Below are 16,630 nucleotides of genomic sequence, written 5' to 3'. Positions count from 1 at the left end.
TTACCAGTGTGTCTGCTTCATGGACTCTTCCGAACAGGACACTAAGTCGACAAGTGGCGCACGTTCAACGAACACGCCGAACCTCCCGTTTTTCTTTTCACCCTATGTGATCACCCGTAGCGCTGACCAACCAGGGTGCTGGCCAGGCTAAATGTGCGTCAACTACCCGACACCGCCGGAGCGGTGGGTGCACTCACGTCGAAGTGTCCCGCTTTGGGGGCAGCTTTCATGAGAGCGGTGAGGACTTTCGCCTTCACCGCACCTTCTTCACTGCTCCCCCAGATCACCGTGCGGTCCCCGGTGAGCCCCAGGGAGACCGAATCGTACGAGATGACCCGCACGACCTTTGTCTCCTTGACGACTTCGTCCGGAAGATCGCCCGCGACCCGGACTGCTTCCCGCACCAGCCGGTCGCTGCCGAATCGGCGCAGGCTCGCGGACTGACCAGGGGTCAGTTCCAGCAGAGGCACGCGCCCGGGAGCCTTGTCCACCGTGGCGAAACGCACGCCTTCGGCGTCCACTTCGATGAACTTCGCACCCTTTTTCACCAACAGGACCGGCTGTCGTTCGGTCACTTTAAGTCCGATGCCGTGCGGCCATGACCGTACGACATCCACTGTGTCGATACGAGGCAACTTCTGGCGCAACCTCTCGGCCACGGCGTCCGTGTCGACGGAGATCAGCGGGGCACCCATGGGCACCGCCGCCGCGGTCTCCACCTCGGCCGGTGTCAGCACGTCGACACCGGTGATCCGGACCTGTTCGGCGCGGAGCCAGGAGGAACCGTAGAGCGCCCAGACCGCGCCGGAGCCGAGCAGCAGCACGGCTGCGGCGATCACGATCACCAGCGTGCGCCGGGACATCCGGCGCCCCTCCACGGGCACGCGCGGCGGGCGGTCCCGAGTGTCCTTCTGCTGCCCTGCACCGCGCTGGGCGGTCGTCGGTCCGGCCACGCTCGCTCCTTATGCCGGGTCCGGGGGCGCCGCCCCCGGACCCGTCCGCCTCACGCGCCTCGGCGTGCGGCGATCGCCTCGTACACCATGCCGACCAGCAGATCGTCGGCGTCCCGGCGGCCGAACTCGGCGGCGGCGCGGGACATTTCGTACAGCCGGTGCGGATCCGACAGCACCGGCAGGACGTTGCCCTGCACCCACTCGGGGGTCAGCGCCGCGTCGTCCACCAGCAGGCCGCCGCCGGCGTTGACCACCGGCTGGGCGTTCAGCCGCTGTTCGCCGTTGCCGATCGGCAACGGGACGTAGGCGGCGGGGAGCCCGACGGCGGAGAGTTCGGCGACGGTCATCGCGCCCGCGCGGCAGAGCATCATGTCCGCCGCGGCGTACGCGAGATCCATCCGGTCCACGTACGGTACCGGGATGTAGGGCGGCATCCCGGGCATGTTGTCGACGCGCGGCATTTCGTTCTTCGGGCCGACCACGTGCAGGATCTGGATCCCGGAGCGCTGAAGCAGCGGCGCCACCCGCTGGACCACCTCGTTGAGGTGGCGGGCTCCCTGCGAGCCGCCGGAGACCAGCAGCGTCGGCAGGTTGGGGTCGAGACCGAAGGCGGCACGCGCCTCCGGGCGGACCCGGGCCCGGTCCAGAGTGGCGATGGTGCGGCGCAGCGGGATGCCGATGTAGCGGGCACCGCGCAGCTTGCTGTCGGGGGTGGAGACGGCGACCCCGTGCGCGTACCGCGAACCGATCTTGTTGGCCAGGCCCGGCCGGGCGTTGGCCTCGTGCACCACGATCGGCACCCCGGCACGCTTGGCGGCGAGGTAGCCGGGCAGCGCCACATAGCCGCCGAAGCCGACCACGCAGTCCGCCTTGGTGCGCTCCAGGATCTGCTCGGCGGCCTTGATGGTGCCGCGCAGCCGGCCCGGGACAGTGATGAGTTCAGGGGTGGGCTTGCGCGGCAGCGGTACGGCCGGGATCAGGGCGAGTTCGTACCCCCGCTCGGGTACGAGCCTGGTCTCGAGTCCGCGCTCCGTGCCGAGAGCGGTGATTCCCACGCTCGGGTCCTGCCTCCGCAGTGCGTCGGCGAGGGCAAGCGCGGGCTCGATGTGGCCGGCGGTCCCCCCACCGGCGAGTACGACATGCACCGAAATTCACCGCTCTCCGGACGGACGCTTCTTGACGCGCCGTCTCATCGTCTTCCATCTGACCCCGGGCCTCCGCATGGCCAGGGCAGCCTTCGCTGCGGGATCCGCTCGCGCGAACGCGATCAGCAACCCGACAGCGAACATGGTCGGCAGCAGGGCCGACCCCCCGTAGGAGAACAGCGGGAGCGGGACACCGGCGATCGGCAGCAGGCCGAGCACCGCACCGATGTTGATCACGGCCTGAGCCGTGATCCAGGTGGTCACACCTCCCGCTGCGTACCTCACGAAGGGGTCCTCCGTGCGTCCGGCCACGCGGATACCCGCATAGCCTAGAGCCGCGAAGAGGGCGAGTACCGACAGCGTCCCCGCCAACCCCAGTTCCTCCCCGGTGATGGCGAAGATGAAGTCGGTGTGCGGTTCGGGTAGTTGGCCCCATTTTTCCACACTTGCACCCAGCCCGGATCCGAACCATCCGCCGGACGCCAGAGCGTAGATGCCGTGCACCGCCTGCCAGCACGAGCCGCCGGGGCCGGGTTCGCTGGCCCCCATGCAGTCGAGCCGGGACATCCGGTTCGGACTGGTCTTGATCAGCAGGAAGGCGATCAGGCCGGCGGAGGCGAGCACTCCGGCGAACAGCCGGGTGGGCGCCCCGGCCAGCCAGAGCAGGCCGAACAGGATGGCCGTGAGAATGATCGCAGTGCCCATGTCACCGCCGAGCATGATCAGCCCGAGGAGCATGAAGGCGACCGGGACCAGCGGCACGAGCATGTGCTTCCACTGGTTCAGCAGCCGTTTGTCCTGCTTGCGGGCGAGCAGATCGGCACCCCACAGGACGAGGGCCAGCTTGCCGAACTCGCTGGGCTGGAGCTGGAAGGGGCCGCCCAGGTAGAGCCAGTTCCGGTTGCCGTTGACCGACATCCCTATCCCGGGCACCTGGACCAGCACCATCAGGAAGACGGCGCCCATCAGCAGCGGGTAGGACAGGGCCCGGTGGAGCTTCACGGGCATCCGGGCGGCGGCCGCCATCAGCCCGGCCCCGATGACGGCGGCGAGGAACTGCTTGCGGAAGAAGTACGTGCCCGGCTTGCCGAGCTCCAGCGCCTTGATCATCGAGGCGGAGTAGACCATCACCAGACCGAGCACGGTGATGAGCAGTCCCGCACCCAGGATCAGGTAGTAGGCGGTCAGTGGGCGGTCCCAGGCCCGGCGCGCCTGCTCGTACAGCCGCCGCGCTCCCCCGCCCCGGGGGGAACGGGGGCTGCCGGAGGTCCTGGAGCGGGCCGCCGGGGGCCGCCGGGTGCCGGCGGCGGGCCGGACACGCAGGGCGAAGCCGGCGGGGAGCGGTGCGCCCCCGGCCGCGAGGAGGGGCGGATGGAGCGCCCGGCTGATCGCCGGGATCGCCCGTGAGCGGTCCCCGCCGCGTGCGGCAGAGCTCTCTTCGGCCGGCATGGTCCCTGTCCCCTCCACTGCTCGTGCCCGGGGCTTCGGCGCCGAGGGCCCCGGCCCCGGCACAGCTGTACGTACCCGGGTGCTCCGGGACCGTACGGCGCGGAGGCCGGGCCCGTCAGGCGTTCTCGGCGGCGAGTGCGCGGACGGCGTCCGCGAAGGCCTCGCCCCGCTTGTTGTAATTGACGAACATGTCCATCGAGGCGCAGGCCGGGGCCATCAGTACGGTGTCTCCCGGCCGGGCGAGCCGTGCCGCCTCGCGGACCGCCTCGGACATCGCCCCAGTGTCGGTCCGGTCGAGGTCGGTCACCGGGACCTCGGGCGCGTGTCGCGCGAGGGCTTCGCGGATCACGGCCCGGTCCTTGCCCATCAGCACGACGCCCCGCAGACGCTTCGCACACCCCGTCACGAGCTCGTCGAAGGTGGCGCCCTTGGCCAGGCCTCCGGCGATCCAGACGATCGGGTCGTAGGCCGCCAGGGAGGCCTCGGCGGCGTGGGTGTTGGTGGCCTTGGAGTCGTCGATGTACGTGACCCCGGCGACGTCCGCGACGTGCTCGATCCGGTGCGGGTCGGGGCGGAAGGCCCGCAGCCCGTCGCGCACGGCGGCGGGCTCCACGCCGAAGGCCCGGGCCAGCGCCGCGGCGGCCAGCGCGTTGGCGATGTTGTGCGGGGCGGGCGGGTTGACGTCCGCGACCTCGGCCAGCTCCTGGGCCTGCTTCTGCCGGTTCGTCACGAAGGCACGGTCGACGAGGATGCCGTCGACGACCCCGAGCTGGGAGGGCCCGGGAGTGCCGAGGGTGAAGCCGATCGCCCGGCAGCCCTCCTCGACGTCCGCCTCACGCACCAGGTCCTCGGTGGCGGGGTCCGCCACGTTGTAGACGCAGGCGACGGTGTTGCCCTCGTAGATCCGGCCCTTGTCGGCGACGTACGCCGCCATGGAGCCGTGCCAGTCGAGGTGGTCGGGGGCCAGGTTGAGTACGGCGGCGGAGTGGGCGCGCAGCGAGGGGGACCAGTGCAGCTGGTAGCTGGAGAGCTCGACGGCGAGTACGTCGTACGTCTCCTCGCCGAGGACCGCGTCCAGGAGCGAGACCCCGATGTTGCCGACGGCGGCGGTGCGCAGCCCGGCGGCCTCCAGGATCGAGGCGAGCATCCGTACGGTCGTGGTCTTGCCGTTGGTACCGGTGACCGCGAGCCAGGGTGCGGCACCGGGGCCGCGCAGCCGCCAGGCGAGTTCGACGTCGCCCCAGACGGGGACGCCCGCCTCGGCGGCCGCGGCGAAGAGCGGCTTGTCGGGCTGCCAGCCCGGGGTGGTGACGATGAGCTCGGTGGACTTCGGCAGGGTGGCCCCGTCGCCGAGGCGCACGGTGATGCCCTGCGCCTCCAGCTCCGCGGCCTGGCCGCGGGAGCGCTCGTCGTCACCGTCGTTGACCACGGTGACGACGGCGCCGAGGCCGTGCAGCACCCGGGCCGCCGGGATCCCGGAGACCCCGAGTCCGGCGACCGTGACGTGCTTGCCCTGCCAGTCCACGTTGCTCACTTCTTGGCTGCCCATCCTGCGTAGAAGAGGCCGAGGCCGACGATCACGCACATGCCCTGGATGATCCAGAAGCGGACCACGACAAGGACTTCGGACCACCCCTTCAATTCGAAGTGGTGCTGGAGCGGTGCCATCCGGAAGACGCGCTTGCCGGTCATCTTGAACGAGCCGACCTGGATGACGACGGACATCGTGATCATCACGAAGAGGCCGCCGAGCACCGCCATCAGGAACTCGGTGCGGGAGCAGATCGCCAGACCGGCGAGCGCCCCGCCGAGGGCGAGGGAGCCGGTGTCACCCATGAAGATCTTGGCGGGTGAGGTGTTCCACCACAGGAAGCCGAAGCAGGAGCCCATCAGCGCCGAGGCCACGACTGCGAGGTCGAGTGGATCGCGCACCTCGAAGCATGCGCTCGGGTTGGTGAGCGTTGCCGCGTTGGCGCAGGACTCCTGGAACTGCCAGAGCCCGATGAAGGTGTACGCGCCGAAGACCATCACCGACGCGCCGGTGGCCAGGCCGTCCAGACCGTCCGTCAGGTTCACGCCGTTGGACATGGCGAGAATCATGAAGAGCGCCCAGAGCACGAAGAGCACCGGGCCGATCGACCAGCCGAAGTCCTCGACGAACGAGAGCTTGTCGGAGGCGGGGGTGTTGCCGCGGGCGTCGGCGAACTGGAGCGAGAGCACCGCGAAGGCGATGCCGACGATCAGCTGGCCGGCCATCTTGGCCTTGGCCCGCAGTCCCAGCGAACGCTGCTTGACGATCTTGATGTAGTCGTCGAGGAAACCGACGACTCCCATACCGGCCATCAGGAAGAGGACCAGTACGCCGGAGAAGCGCATGTCCTCGCCGGTGATCACCTTGGCCAGGACGTACGCGATGATCGTCGCCAGGATGAAGGCGATGCCGCCCATGGTGGGCGTGCCCTTCTTCGATCCGTGGCTGCGCGGCCCGTCGTCCCGGATGAACTGCCCGTATCCCTTGCGGGCCAGCAGCTTGATCAGGAGCGGGGTACCGACCAGGGTCAGGAAGAGCCCTATGGCCCCCGCGAAGAGGATCTGCCTCATCGGCCGGCGACCTCGCCCTCGGTCGCGTTGTCCAGCAGTGCCATGGCGACCTGCTCCAGGCCGACCGACCGGGACGCCTTCACCAGCACGACGTCTCCCGGGCGCAGTTCACTGCGCAACAGGTCGACGGCAGCCTGCGCGTCGGACACATGCACCGACTCCTCACCCCACGAACCCTCGTTGTATGCGCCCAGTTGCAGCCAGGAGGCTTCTCTGCCCCCGACCGCGACGAGCTTGCTGACGTTGAGCCGGACGGCAAGCCGTCCGACCGCGTCGTGCTCGGTGAGCGAGGCGTCGCCGAGCTCGGCCATCTGGCCGAGCACCGCCCACGTACGACGCCCCCTCCCCATGGCGGCCAGCGCGCGCAGCGCGGCCTTCATGGATTCGGGGTTGGCGTTGTAGGCGTCATTGACGAACGTCACGCCGTCCGGACGCTCGGTGACCTCCATGCGCCAGCGGGAGAGGGTGCCCGCCTCGGAGAGCGCCACGGCGATCTCGTCTGCGGACAGGCCCAGCTCATGGGCGACGGCGGCCGCGGCGAGCGCGTTCGACACGTGATGCTCACCGTACAGGCGCATGGTCACATCGCTGCACCCGGTGGGTGTGTGGAGCCTGAACGCGGGGCGGCCGTCCTCGGTGAGCCGGACGTTCTCGCCCCGTACGTCCGCATCCGCGGCTTCGCCGAAGAGCAGCACCCGGGCCTTGGTCCGGGAGGACATGGCACGGACGAGCGGGTCGTCGGCGTTGAGTACGGCTACACCGTCCTCGGGGAGCGACTCGACCATCTCACCCTTGGCCTTGGCGATCTGTTCCCGGCCGCCGAACTCGCCGATGTGCGCGGTGCCGACGTTGAGGACGAGGCCGATCCGCGGCGGGACGAGCCCGGTGAGATAGCAGATGTCGCCGATGTAGCGGGCACCCATTTCGAGGACCAGGTGCTGGGTCTCCTCGGTGGCACGCAGGGCGGTGAGCGGCAGACCGATCTCGTTGTTGAGGTTGCCCGCCGGGTAGACGGTGGGGCCCTTGCGCTCCAGGAGCTGGGCGATCAGGTCCTTGGTGGAGGTCTTGCCGGCGGATCCGGTGAGGGCGACGACGGTGGTGCCGAGGCGTCCGACGACGGTGCGGGCGAGCGCGCCGAGCGCCGCCACCACGTCGTCGACGACGATCGCGGGAACGCCGACGGGACGGGCGGCCAGGACGACGGCCGCACCCGCCTCGACGGCGCGCTGCGCGTAGTCGTGGCCGTCGACGCGTTCGCCGTTGAACGCGACGAAGAGGCTGCCTTGCTTCACCTCCCGGGAGTCGATGACGACGGGCCCGCTGACGGTTACTGCCGGATCCGGCATGTCGTACGACTGCCCGCCGACGATTTCGGTGATCTCGGCGAGGGAAAGGGCGATCACTTGGTCATCCCTGACTGTTGTTCTCGTGGGTGGGGGCACGGTGGGTGGTGCTCTCGTGTCCCAGGGACCGCTCGATGGCCGCACGCAGGACCACCCGGTCGTCGAAGGGGCGCACCACGCCGTGGACGTCCTGGCCCTGCTCGTGGCCCTTGCCAGCGATCAGCACGGTGTCGCCGGGTGCGGCGCGGCCGACGACGGCCGCGATGGCGGCGGCCCGGTCGGCATCGACCAGGACGTCGCCGCGTTCGTGGACGGGTACCTCGGCTGCGCCCGCGAGCATGGCGGCGAGGATGCCGAGGGGGTCCTCGGAGCGGGGGTTGTCGGAGGTCAGCACGGCGGTGTCGGCGAGCCGGGCCGCTGCCGCGCCCATCGGGCCGCGTTTGGTGGTGTCGCGGTCGCCGCCGCAGCCGAGGACGATGTGCAGTTTGCCCTCGGTGACCTTCTGCAGGGAGCGCAGTACCGACTCGACGGCGTCGGTCTTGTGCGCGTAGTCGACGAGTGCGAGGTACGGCTGTCCGGCATCGACCCGCTCCAGCCGGCCGGGCACTCCGGGCACCACGGCGACGCCGTCGGCCGCGGCCTGCGGGTCGATGCCCGCGACGGCGAGGGTGACGATCGCGGCCAGGGTGTTGGCCACGTTGAACGGGCCGGGCAGCGGAGCCTTGGCTGCGGCCCGTTCGCCCTTGGGCCCGACGACGGTGAAGGTGGAGCCGAGCTGGCCCACCTCGACGTCCTCGGCGCGCCAGTCGGCGTCCGGGTGGCCCTCGGCGGAGAACGTGGTGATGGGGACGGACGCCTCGGTGATCAGCCGGCGGCCGTACTCGTCGTCGTAGTTGACGACGCCCTGCCTGCTGCGCTGCGGGGTGAACAGCCGCGCCTTCGCCTGGAAGTAGTCCTCCATGCCGGAGTGGAACTCCATGTGCTCCGGGCTGAGGTTGTTGAAGACCGCGACGTCGAAGACGCAGCCGTCGACCCGGCCGAGCACCAGGGCGTGGCTGGAGACCTCCATCGTCACCGCGTCCACGCCGCGTTCGCGCATGACGGCGAACAGGGCCTGCAGATCGGTGGCTTCGGGGGTGGTGCGCTCGGACTTGATGCGTTCGTCGCCGATCCGCATCTCCACGGTGCCGATCAGACCGGTGTCGCGTCCGGCGCCGCGGAAGCCGCCCTCGATGAGGTAGGCGGTCGTGGTCTTGCCGGATGTTCCGGTGATGCCGATCTGGAGCAGGTCGGCGCCGGGGTGTCCGTAGATCTCGGCGGCGAGTTCGCCCATCCGGCCGCGCGGGTCCTCGGTGACCAGGACCGGGAGTCCGGTGGCCGCGGCGCGTTCGGCGCCCGCCGGATCGGTGAGGATCGCTGCGGCGCCGAGACCGGCGGCCTGGGCGGTGAAGTCGGCACCGTGCAGACGGGCACCCGGCAGCGCCGCGTACACGTCCCCGGGGCGTACGGCCCGGGAGTCATGGGTGATGCCGGTGACTTCTCCGTTGCCCGGCGGTTGGACTCCCAGCCGGGCTGCCAGCGTCACCAGGGAGGTCGGCCGCAGCCGATCCGGGCGGGGCGCTCCCGGGTAGTTCACAGGGGCGTCCTTCTGGGTGGTTCGGGACTGTTCAGCGTGGGGCACGGCGGTGAGCGTACCGGGCGTACCGGGCCTCTCGCGAAGTGAGGGGGCGGGGGTGCGGTGGTTCCCGTTCCGGTTCCCTGGATCGGGGGTGATGGTTGTCACTGAGGGTCTCCCCGAGTTCACTCGCCGGGTTTGAAGGACACCGGCAGCCGGGCCGGCTCGCTGCCGGAGGGTGCGGTCTGCAGCGTCTTCAGCGCGAATTCCATGACCTGCTTGTAGATGGGGCCGCAGATCTGGCCGCCGAAGTAGCTGCCCTTGGTGGGGTTCTGGATGGCGCAGTAGACGGTGATCTGAGGGTTGTCGGCGGGGGCGAATCCGGCGAACGAGGCGGTGTAGCCGTGGTAGCCGCCGCGTACCGGATCGACTCGGTTGGCCGTACCGGTCTTGCCCGCGACGCGGTAGCCGGGGATCTTGGCCTTCGTTCCGGTGCCCTCCTCGTCGCCGACGACCGACTCCAGCATGCTCGCGAGGGTCTTGGCGGTCTTCTTGCTGACCACCCGGGTCTGCTCGGGAGCCTCCGCGGCGGTGAAGCGGCCGTCGGCGCCCTTGGTGCCGCGGACGAGGGTCGGTTCGATCCGGACCCCGTCGTTGGCGATCGTCGAGTAGATCGAGGCGGCCTGCATGGCGTTGAGCGAGAGGCCCTGGCCGAACGGGATCGTGTACTGCTGCGAGGTCGACCAGTCCTGGGGCTTGGCGAGGATGCCCGCGGTCTCACCCGGGTAGCCGAGTCCGGTCGGTGAGCCGATGCCGAACTTGCGCAGGTAGGAGTAGAGGACCTTGTTGGACTCGGCCTGGGTCTTCCCCAGCTGTCCGGTGGCCAGGATGGTGCCGATGTTGCTGGACTTGGCGAGTACGCCGTTGAGCGTGAGGTACCAGGTGGGGTGGTCGATGTCGTCCTTGAAGAGCCGGTCGCCACGGTGCAGACGGTTGGGAACGGTGACGTGGGTTCCGGGAGTGGCGACACCCTCCTCCAGTACGGCGGCCATGGACATGACCTTGCTGGTCGAGCCGGGCTCGTACACGTCCTGGAGCGCCGCGTTGCCCAGTGAGGCGGCGTCGGCCTGCGAGAGGTCGTTCGGGTCGAAGCCCGGGGAGTTCGCCATGGCGAGGACCTCGCCGGTGCGGGTGTTCTGCACGACGACGTAGCCGCGGTCGGCCTTGGACTTCGCCACCTGGTCGGAGATGGCCTTCTGGGCCGCCCACTGGATGTCGCGGTCGATGGTCAGCTCGATGTCGGAGCCGGCGACGGCAGGCACCTCCTTGGTGCCCGCTGTGGGCACCCGGCGACCGCCGGACTGGGCGTACTTGATCGTGCCGTCCTCGCCCGCGAGCTCCTTGTCCAGCTGCGATTCGAGGCCGCCCGCGCCCTTGCCCTCGGCATTGACGTAACCCAGTATCCCGGCGGCGAGACCGCCGTTGGGGTAGACGCGTTTGGTGGTCGACTCCTGGAAGACACCTGCCAGCACATTGGCCCCGCTGCCGCCGGCCGCCTTGTCCTTCGCGGCCTTCTCGGCGAATACGGACTTGAGGTCCTTGATCTGCGTCCAGACCTGCGGGGTCTGCCTACGGGCCAGGACGGTGTAGCGGCTCTTGGGTTTCGACAGCTTCTTCGTCAGTTCGGCCGCCTCGACGCCGAGGATGGGCGCGAGGAGCGCGGCGGCCTGCTGGGGGGCGTCGGGCGCCTTGCTGTCGGCAGGCGTGAACATCTTGGGGTCGGCGGTGATGTCGTACGCGTCGACACTGGTGGCCAGCGCGATGCCGCCGCGGTCGGTGATCTCGCCGCGCTCGGCGGCGACGGTGTAGCTGAGGTAGCGGTTCTTCTCGGCCTTGGCCGCGTACGCGTTGGCGTCGACGGCCTGGACCTGGAGGAGCCGTACGACGAACGCGATCATGACGAGGGCCAGGGCCAGGCTGACCAGCCGCAGCCGCGGCCGTGGGCTGCCGAGGCGCAGCGGACGGCCGGAGCGGCTGCGCGGGGTCCGTCCGCGCGGCGGTGCGGACGAGGGCCGTCGCCTCGGCTCGGGGCGGGCGGCGGGCCGGGGGCGGCCGGAGCGGCCCGCAGCGTTACGCGGGCGCGCGGGACCGGGTACCCGGCGGCGCGGTGGTTCCTGGGAGGGCACTACGTCACCTGCCGGGGCTCGTGGAGGTCTGTGCTGCCGGGGTTCGCGCGTTCGCGGAGGCGCTCGCCTTCGCCGGGGCGGTGCCGGTCGCGGACGCGCCGGGCTTGGCCGCGCCGGGCTTCTCTGCGCCGGGCTTCGCTGCGCCGGGCTTCGCTGCGGGCGTTCCCGACGCGGTGGGCGAGGGGGTGGAGCGGGGCGAGGACGAGGCCGACGAGGTGGCCGCGGGGGGCGACTCGGGAATGTCGGGCTTCGGCGCCGCGGTGGTCGGCGCGGCGCGGGCGGCGGAAGGTACGCCGCGGACCTTGCCGTTCGGGTCGAGGAAGGCGGGGCTGCCGCCGGGGACCATGCCCAGCTCCCGTGCACGCCGCGCCAGGGCGTCGGGTTCGGAGGCGTTGTCGACGTCGCGCTGGAGCGCCTGCTGATCGTCGGTGAGGCCGGTGGTGCGCTTCTTCAGCTCGCTCAGCCGGAACGATCCTTCGTTGAGCGCGGAGTTCAGCAGCAGCAGGGTGATCAGACCGCCGCCCAGGAGCAGGACGACCAGCAGGACGAAGGGGGTCCGGGCGGCGTTGCTCGGCCCGGACGGCATCAGCCGGCTGAGCCGTGCGGCGCGCCCTTTCAGCTGGCCGGCCGGTTTGCTCACCGCGCCGCTCCGTCCCCGGGCCGGGGCCGCGAAGTCTCCGGGCGCCCCCTGCTCATCGCTCCTCCTCGCGGATCCGCTGGGCTCCGCGCAGCCGGGCGGGGGCGGCGCGCCGGTTCTCGGCGACCTCCTCCTCGGTGGGCAGTTCGGCGCCGCGGGTCAGCAGCTTGAGCCGGGGCTGGTAGCGCTCGGGGACGACCGGCAGACCGGGCGGTGCGGTGTTGGCGGCGCCCGCCGCGAACACCTGCTTGACCAGGCGGTCCTCCAGCGAGTGGTACGACAGGACGGCGATGCGCCCGCCGACGGCGAGGCTCCCGACCGCGGCCGGGATCGCCCGCTCCAGCACGGTGAGCTCGCCGTTGACCTCGATGCGCAGCGCCTGGAAGGTTCGCTTGGCCGGGTTGCCGCCGGTGCGCTTGGCGGCCTGCGGCAGCGAGTCACGGATCAGCTCGACGAGCCGGGCGCTGTTGGTGAAGGGTTCCTTCTCGCGTTCGCGCACGACGGCGGAGACGATCCGCTTGGCCTGCTTCTCCTCGCCGTACGCGCGCAGGATCCGGACCAGCTCACCCGGCGCGTAGGTGTTGAGCACCTCGGCCGCGCCGATGCCTGTCGTCTGGTCCATGCGCATGTCGAGCGGGGCGTCCTGGGCGTACGCGAATCCGCGGTCGGCCTCGTCCAGTTGCATGGAGGAGACGCCCAGGTCGAACAGAACGCCCTGGACCTTGGGAATGCCGAGCCGGGCGAGCACCTCGGGCAGTTCGTCGTAGACGGCGTGCACCAGCGTGGCGCGGTCGCCGTAGGGGGCGAGCCGCTCGCCGGATAGCCGCAGCGCCTCCTTGTCCCGGTCGAGCGCGATCAGCCTCGCGGTGGGGAAGGCGGCGAGCAGCGCCTCGCTGTGTCCGCCGAGGCCCAGGGTGCAGTCGACGACCACGGGCGGCTGGGGGCTCGGTGCCTCCAGAGCCGGGGCCAACAGGTCCAGGCACCGCTGGAGCATCACCGGGACGTGTCGGGTCTGGCTCATGCGCCCTCTCAGGCTCAGGTCCCGGGGCGCGGACGTACGGCCTGGTCCCCGCCCGCTCGCGAAGGGGAGGTCCGCCGGCGCCGGGGAAGGGGCGTCAGCCGACCGGCGAGCGGGAGAGGGCCGGGCCGTACGTACGCCGCGCACACGGGGAATACATCGGAATGTGCAGGGTGTCGGTAACTTCCCGTCACTTTAGTCCACCCTGCCATTCGATCGATTCCCGATCAATCAACCCGACAGCGCGTCGGCCCTCGCTTTGTTCACCCGAGCGGGTGACCGAGTGTGAGGCTTGTGGGTTACCTCACAACAAGCGTCGTTGACGTTCTTTGTCCGCTTCCACACCACGCCGGTACGGCCGGTGCGGGCTAACGTCTTCTTCATGTCGACTTCCGCGCACTCCTCCACCGAGCCCTCCGCTCCCGCCGCAGGCCAGGACCGCACCGGTGGCACCGTGACCGACCGCCTGGTCGAGGCGAACGGTCAGTACGCGTCCGAGTTCAGCGATCCCGGAATGGACGCGAAGCCGGTGCTCCGCGTCGCCGTCGTCGCCTGTATGGACGCCCGCCTCGACCTCCACAAGGCGCTCGGCCTGGCGCTCGGCGACTGCCACACCATCCGCAACGCGGGCGGCGTGGTCACCGACGACGTGATCCGCTCGCTGTCGATCAGCCAGCGGGCCCTCGGCACCCGCAGCGTGATACTGATCCACCACACGAACTGCGGCATGGAGTCGATCACCGAGGAGTTCCGTCAGGAACTGGAGATGGAGGTCGGCCAGCGGCCGGCCTGGGCGGTGGAGGCCTACAGCGACGCGGACCAGGACGTGCGCCAGTCGATGCAGCGGGTCCGCACCTCGCCGTTCCTCCTGCACACCGACGACGTACGCGGTTTCGTCTTCGACGTGACCACCGGTCTGCTGCGCGAGATCCTTCCGGCTTCCTGACACCCGGGGCCGAGATCCTTCCGACCTCCTCGCACGCGCTTCCGGTTTCCTCGCACGAGGGTGCCGGACGAGCACATTCCGGCAGCGAAAATCCCAACGAACCCGACATATCAACCCCCGTTATCCACAGGCGAGTGACACGAAGCGGTAACGGCAACAAGAATGCGGGTGTGACACCCCGTCGGACCCTGTCCGACGCGGTGTCCGTGTTTCGGGGTGGGCCGGGCCGCACAAGGGCGCCGGTCCGTGACTGGGGAATCCCGCTGCTCCTGGTGAGCGTGGGGCAGGGCCGAGGAGGGCCGGGTGACGACCTATGACGATCGAGCGAGCCTCACAGATCTGACCACCACAGTGGAGCGGGTGCGCAGGTCGGTGGAGAGTGTGATCGAGGGCAAGCCCGAGGTCGTACGACTCTCGCTGACCGTGCTGCTCGCGGAGGGCCATCTGCTGATCGAGGACGTGCCCGGGGTGGGCAAGACCATGCTGGCCAAGGCGCTGGCCCGGTCCATCGACTGCTCGGTGCGGCGCATCCAGTTCACACCGGATCTGCTGCCGTCGGACATCACCGGTGTGTCCATCTTCGATCAGCAGCGCCGCGACTTCGAGTTCAAACCGGGCGCGATCTTCGCCCAGATCGTGATCGGCGACGAGATCAACCGCGCCTCGCCCAAGACCCAGTCCGCGCTCCTGGAGTCGATGGAGGAGCGTCAGGTCACCATCGACGGCCACACCTACGAGCTGCCCGACCCGTTCATGGTCGTGGCCACGCAGAACCCGGTGGAGATGGAGGGCACGTATCCGCTGCCCGAGGCCCAGCGCGACCGGTTCATGGCCAGGGTGTCGATCGGCTATCCCAGCGCCGAGGCCGAACTGCAGATGCTCGACGTGCACGGCGGCGTCTCACCGCTCGACGACCTCCAGCCGGTGGCGCACGCCCACGACATCGTCAAGCTGATCGAGGCGGTGCGCACGGTCCACGTCGCCGAGGCTGTCCGGCGGTACGCGGTGCAGCTCGTCGGGGCCACCCGCAGCCACCCCGATCTCAGGCTCGGCGCCTCGCCGCGTGCCACCCTGCACCTGTTGCGTGCCGCCAAGGCCTCCGCCGCGCTGAGCGGCCGCGACTACTGCCTGCCGGACGATGTACAGGCCCTGGCAGCCGCCGTGCTCGCCCACCGGCTGCTGCCCACGGCACAGGCCCAGCTGAACCGCCGCACCGCCGAACAGGTGGTGCTGGAGATCCTTCAGCAGACCCCCGTGCCGACGGCATCGGGCGGCGCGGCCGCCCCGGCGCCCCAGCAGCAGCCGGGCTCGGTGTACGGCGGCCGGCAGCAGCCCGGCGCGCGGCGGCTCTGATGGCCGGCGGGGGGCCGGCCGCGATGGACGACAGCGACGACAAGGGCGGTCTGCGGGCCGCCCTGGGTGGTCTGACCACGCGCGGACGGTCCTTCCTGGCGGCCGGTGTCGCCGCCGCGGTCTGCGCCTACGTGCTGGGCCAGGGGGACCTGCTGCGGGTCGGCCTGCTGCTCGCCGTGCTGCCGCTGGTCTGTGTGACGGTGCTCTTCCGGACCCGCTACCGGGTCGCCGGTACCCGGCGGCTCTCGCCGTCCCGGGTACCCGCGGGCGCCGAGGCGCGGGTCCATCTGCGGATGGACAACGTCTCGCGGCTGCCCACCGGTCTGCTCATGCTCCAGGACCGGGTGCCGTACGTGCTCGGGCCCCGGCCCCGGTTCGTCCTGGACCGGGTGGAGGCGGGCGGCCGGCGCGAGGTTTCCTACCGCGTGCGGTCGGATCTGCGGGGGTGCTACCCGCTCGGCCCCCTGCAGTTGAGGCTGAGTGATCCGTTCGGGATGTGCGAGCTGACCCGTTCGTTCGACGCGTACGACACGCTCGTCGTCATCCCCCGGACCGAGCCACTGCCTCCCGTGCGACTGGCGGGCGAGGCAACCGGTTACGGCGAGGGGCGGCAGCGTTCGCTCGCGTTGGCGGGCGAGGACGACGTCATTCCGCGCGGATACCGCCACGGCGACGATCTGCGCCGTGTCCACTGGCGCTCCACCGCACGCTACGGCGAACTGATGGTGCGCCGCGAGGAGCAGCCGCAGCGCGCCAGGTGCACGGTGCTGCTGGATACGCGCGGGACCGCCTACCAGGGGACGGGGCCCGACTCGGCGTTCGAGTGGGCCGTCTCCGGAGCCGCGTCCGCCCTGGTGCACATGCTGGAGCGGGGCTTCGCGGTCCGGCTGCTGACGGATGACGGCACGGCGGTGCCGGGCGAGGGCGAGAGCGGCTTCGCCCAGGACTCGGCGGAATCGGCCGGACTGATGATGGACGCCCTCGCCGTGGTCGACCACTCCGACGGGGGCGGCCTCTCGCGCGCGTACGACGTACTGCGCGGTGGCAACGAGGGCCTGCTGATCGCCTTTCTCGGCGAGCTGGACGAGGAGCAGGCCGCCGTGGCGGCACGGATGCGGCAGCGCAGCGGCGGGGCCGTCGCGTTCGTCCTGGACAGCGCCGCCTGGGTGCACGGCGAATCATCCGCCTCCGACGCGGCCTGTGAACAACGGCTCCGGCTGCTGCGCGAGTCGGGGTGGACGGCGGTGCCGGTCCGGCCCGGCATGGATCTCGCCCGGCTGTGGCTGCAGGCGAGCCATCACGGTTCGCTGAGCCAGTCCGCCGCGGTGGGCGGCACAACGGGCGGTACGACAGGTTTCTCCGGTGGTTGGTCATGAGGGGACGG

At 70.6% G+C, this 16,630-nt stretch carries 13 protein-coding genes; 3 read left to right on the top strand and 10 right to left on the bottom strand.

Features of this window, described 5'->3' with window-relative positions; translation table 11 throughout:
• Nucleotides 1–158 precede the first annotated feature (158 nt).
• The 10 genes from OG912_RS26525 to rsmH all read right to left on the bottom strand — a co-directional run bounded on the left by OG912_RS26525 (nucleotide 159) and on the right by rsmH (nucleotide 12,950).
• The gene (locus tag OG912_RS26525) at nucleotides 159–953 is read right to left on the bottom strand and encodes a cell division protein FtsQ/DivIB (protein WP_327711554.1); all 795 of its coding nucleotides are present in this window, start codon (nucleotides 951–953) and stop codon (nucleotides 159–161) included.
• 50 nt (nucleotides 954–1,003) lie between these two features.
• Complete coding sequence (gene murG, locus OG912_RS26520; RefSeq protein ID WP_148017738.1) at nucleotides 1,004–2,098, bottom strand: undecaprenyldiphospho-muramoylpentapeptide beta-N-acetylglucosaminyltransferase; 1,095 nt, start codon at nucleotides 2,096–2,098, stop codon at nucleotides 1,004–1,006.
• A gap of 6 nt (nucleotides 2,099–2,104) precedes the next feature.
• Nucleotides 2,105–3,547: a putative lipid II flippase FtsW gene (gene ftsW, locus OG912_RS26515; protein ID WP_327711553.1), complete on the bottom strand. Its 1,443-nt coding sequence runs from the start codon at nucleotides 3,545–3,547 to the stop codon at nucleotides 2,105–2,107.
• 115 nt (nucleotides 3,548–3,662) lie between these two features.
• Nucleotides 3,663–5,096, bottom strand: a complete 1,434-nt coding sequence (gene murD, locus OG912_RS26510; RefSeq protein ID WP_327711552.1) for a UDP-N-acetylmuramoyl-L-alanine--D-glutamate ligase — start codon at nucleotides 5,094–5,096, stop codon at nucleotides 3,663–3,665.
• The gene (gene mraY / locus OG912_RS26505; RefSeq protein ID WP_326735711.1) at nucleotides 5,078–6,148 is read right to left on the bottom strand and encodes a phospho-N-acetylmuramoyl-pentapeptide-transferase; all 1,071 of its coding nucleotides are present in this window, start codon (nucleotides 6,146–6,148) and stop codon (nucleotides 5,078–5,080) included. Before mraY ends, murD begins: the two co-directional genes overlap by 19 nt.
• Entirely contained in the window at nucleotides 6,145–7,551 is a 1,407-nt protein-coding gene (locus OG912_RS26500; protein ID WP_327711551.1) for a UDP-N-acetylmuramoyl-tripeptide--D-alanyl-D-alanine ligase, read from the bottom strand. Before OG912_RS26500 ends, mraY begins: the two co-directional genes overlap by 4 nt.
• A gap of 4 nt (nucleotides 7,552–7,555) precedes the next feature.
• Complete coding sequence (locus OG912_RS26495) at nucleotides 7,556–9,274, bottom strand: UDP-N-acetylmuramoyl-L-alanyl-D-glutamate--2,6-diaminopimelate ligase (RefSeq protein WP_327711550.1); 1,719 nt, start codon at nucleotides 9,272–9,274, stop codon at nucleotides 7,556–7,558.
• A gap of 17 nt (nucleotides 9,275–9,291) precedes the next feature.
• Entirely contained in the window at nucleotides 9,292–11,292 is a 2,001-nt protein-coding gene (locus OG912_RS26490) for a peptidoglycan D,D-transpeptidase FtsI family protein (protein ID WP_327711549.1), read from the bottom strand.
• 4 nt (nucleotides 11,293–11,296) lie between these two features.
• Entirely contained in the window at nucleotides 11,297–11,932 is a 636-nt protein-coding gene (locus OG912_RS26485) for a septum formation initiator (protein WP_327711548.1), read from the bottom strand.
• Between the two features lie 52 nt (nucleotides 11,933–11,984).
• The gene (rsmH, locus tag OG912_RS26480) at nucleotides 11,985–12,950 is read right to left on the bottom strand and encodes a 16S rRNA (cytosine(1402)-N(4))-methyltransferase RsmH (protein ID WP_327711547.1); all 966 of its coding nucleotides are present in this window, start codon (nucleotides 12,948–12,950) and stop codon (nucleotides 11,985–11,987) included.
• Nucleotides 12,951–13,329: 379 nt separating this feature from the next.
• Here rsmH and OG912_RS26475 point away from each other — a divergent pair, with 379 nt between their 5' ends.
• The 3 genes from OG912_RS26475 to OG912_RS26465 all read left to right on the top strand — a co-directional run bounded on the left by OG912_RS26475 (nucleotide 13,330) and on the right by OG912_RS26465 (nucleotide 16,622).
• Complete coding sequence (locus OG912_RS26475) at nucleotides 13,330–13,893, top strand: beta-class carbonic anhydrase (protein WP_327711546.1); 564 nt, start codon at nucleotides 13,330–13,332, stop codon at nucleotides 13,891–13,893.
• A gap of 303 nt (nucleotides 13,894–14,196) precedes the next feature.
• The gene (locus tag OG912_RS26470; protein ID WP_327711545.1) at nucleotides 14,197–15,246 is read left to right on the top strand and encodes an AAA family ATPase; all 1,050 of its coding nucleotides are present in this window, start codon (nucleotides 14,197–14,199) and stop codon (nucleotides 15,244–15,246) included.
• Nucleotides 15,246–16,622 carry a DUF58 domain-containing protein gene (locus OG912_RS26465; protein WP_327711544.1) on the top strand — a complete coding sequence of 459 codons (1,377 nt, stop codon included), beginning with the start codon at nucleotides 15,246–15,248 and terminating at the stop codon, nucleotides 16,620–16,622. The genes OG912_RS26470 and OG912_RS26465 overlap by 1 nt, the downstream gene beginning before the upstream one ends.
• Nucleotides 16,623–16,630: the final 8 nt, after the last annotated feature.

The organism is Streptomyces sp. NBC_00464 (genome assembly GCF_036013915.1).
GTDB lineage: Bacteria > Actinomycetota > Actinomycetes > Streptomycetales > Streptomycetaceae > Streptomyces.
Note: the sequence above shows the minus strand (reverse complement) of the source record. Positions and strands in the feature narration are given on the sequence as shown.

Coding starts and splice junctions, on each gene's coding strand:
- OG912_RS26475 (WP_327711546.1), top strand. CDS start 13,330: ATGTCGACTTCCGCGCACTCCTCCACCGAGCCCTCCGCTCCCGCCGCA.
- OG912_RS26465 (WP_327711544.1), top strand. CDS start 15,246: ATGGCCGGCGGGGGGCCGGCCGCGATGGACGACAGCGACGACAAGGGC.
- rsmH (WP_327711547.1), bottom strand. CDS start 12,950: ATGAGCCAGACCCGACACGTCCCGGTGATGCTCCAGCGGTGCCTGGAC.
- mraY (WP_326735711.1), bottom strand. CDS start 6,148: ATGAGGCAGATCCTCTTCGCGGGGGCCATAGGGCTCTTCCTGACCCTG.
- ftsW (WP_327711553.1), bottom strand. CDS start 3,547: ATGCCGGCCGAAGAGAGCTCTGCCGCACGCGGCGGGGACCGCTCACGG.
- murD (WP_327711552.1), bottom strand. CDS start 5,096: ATGGGCAGCCAAGAAGTGAGCAACGTGGACTGGCAGGGCAAGCACGTC.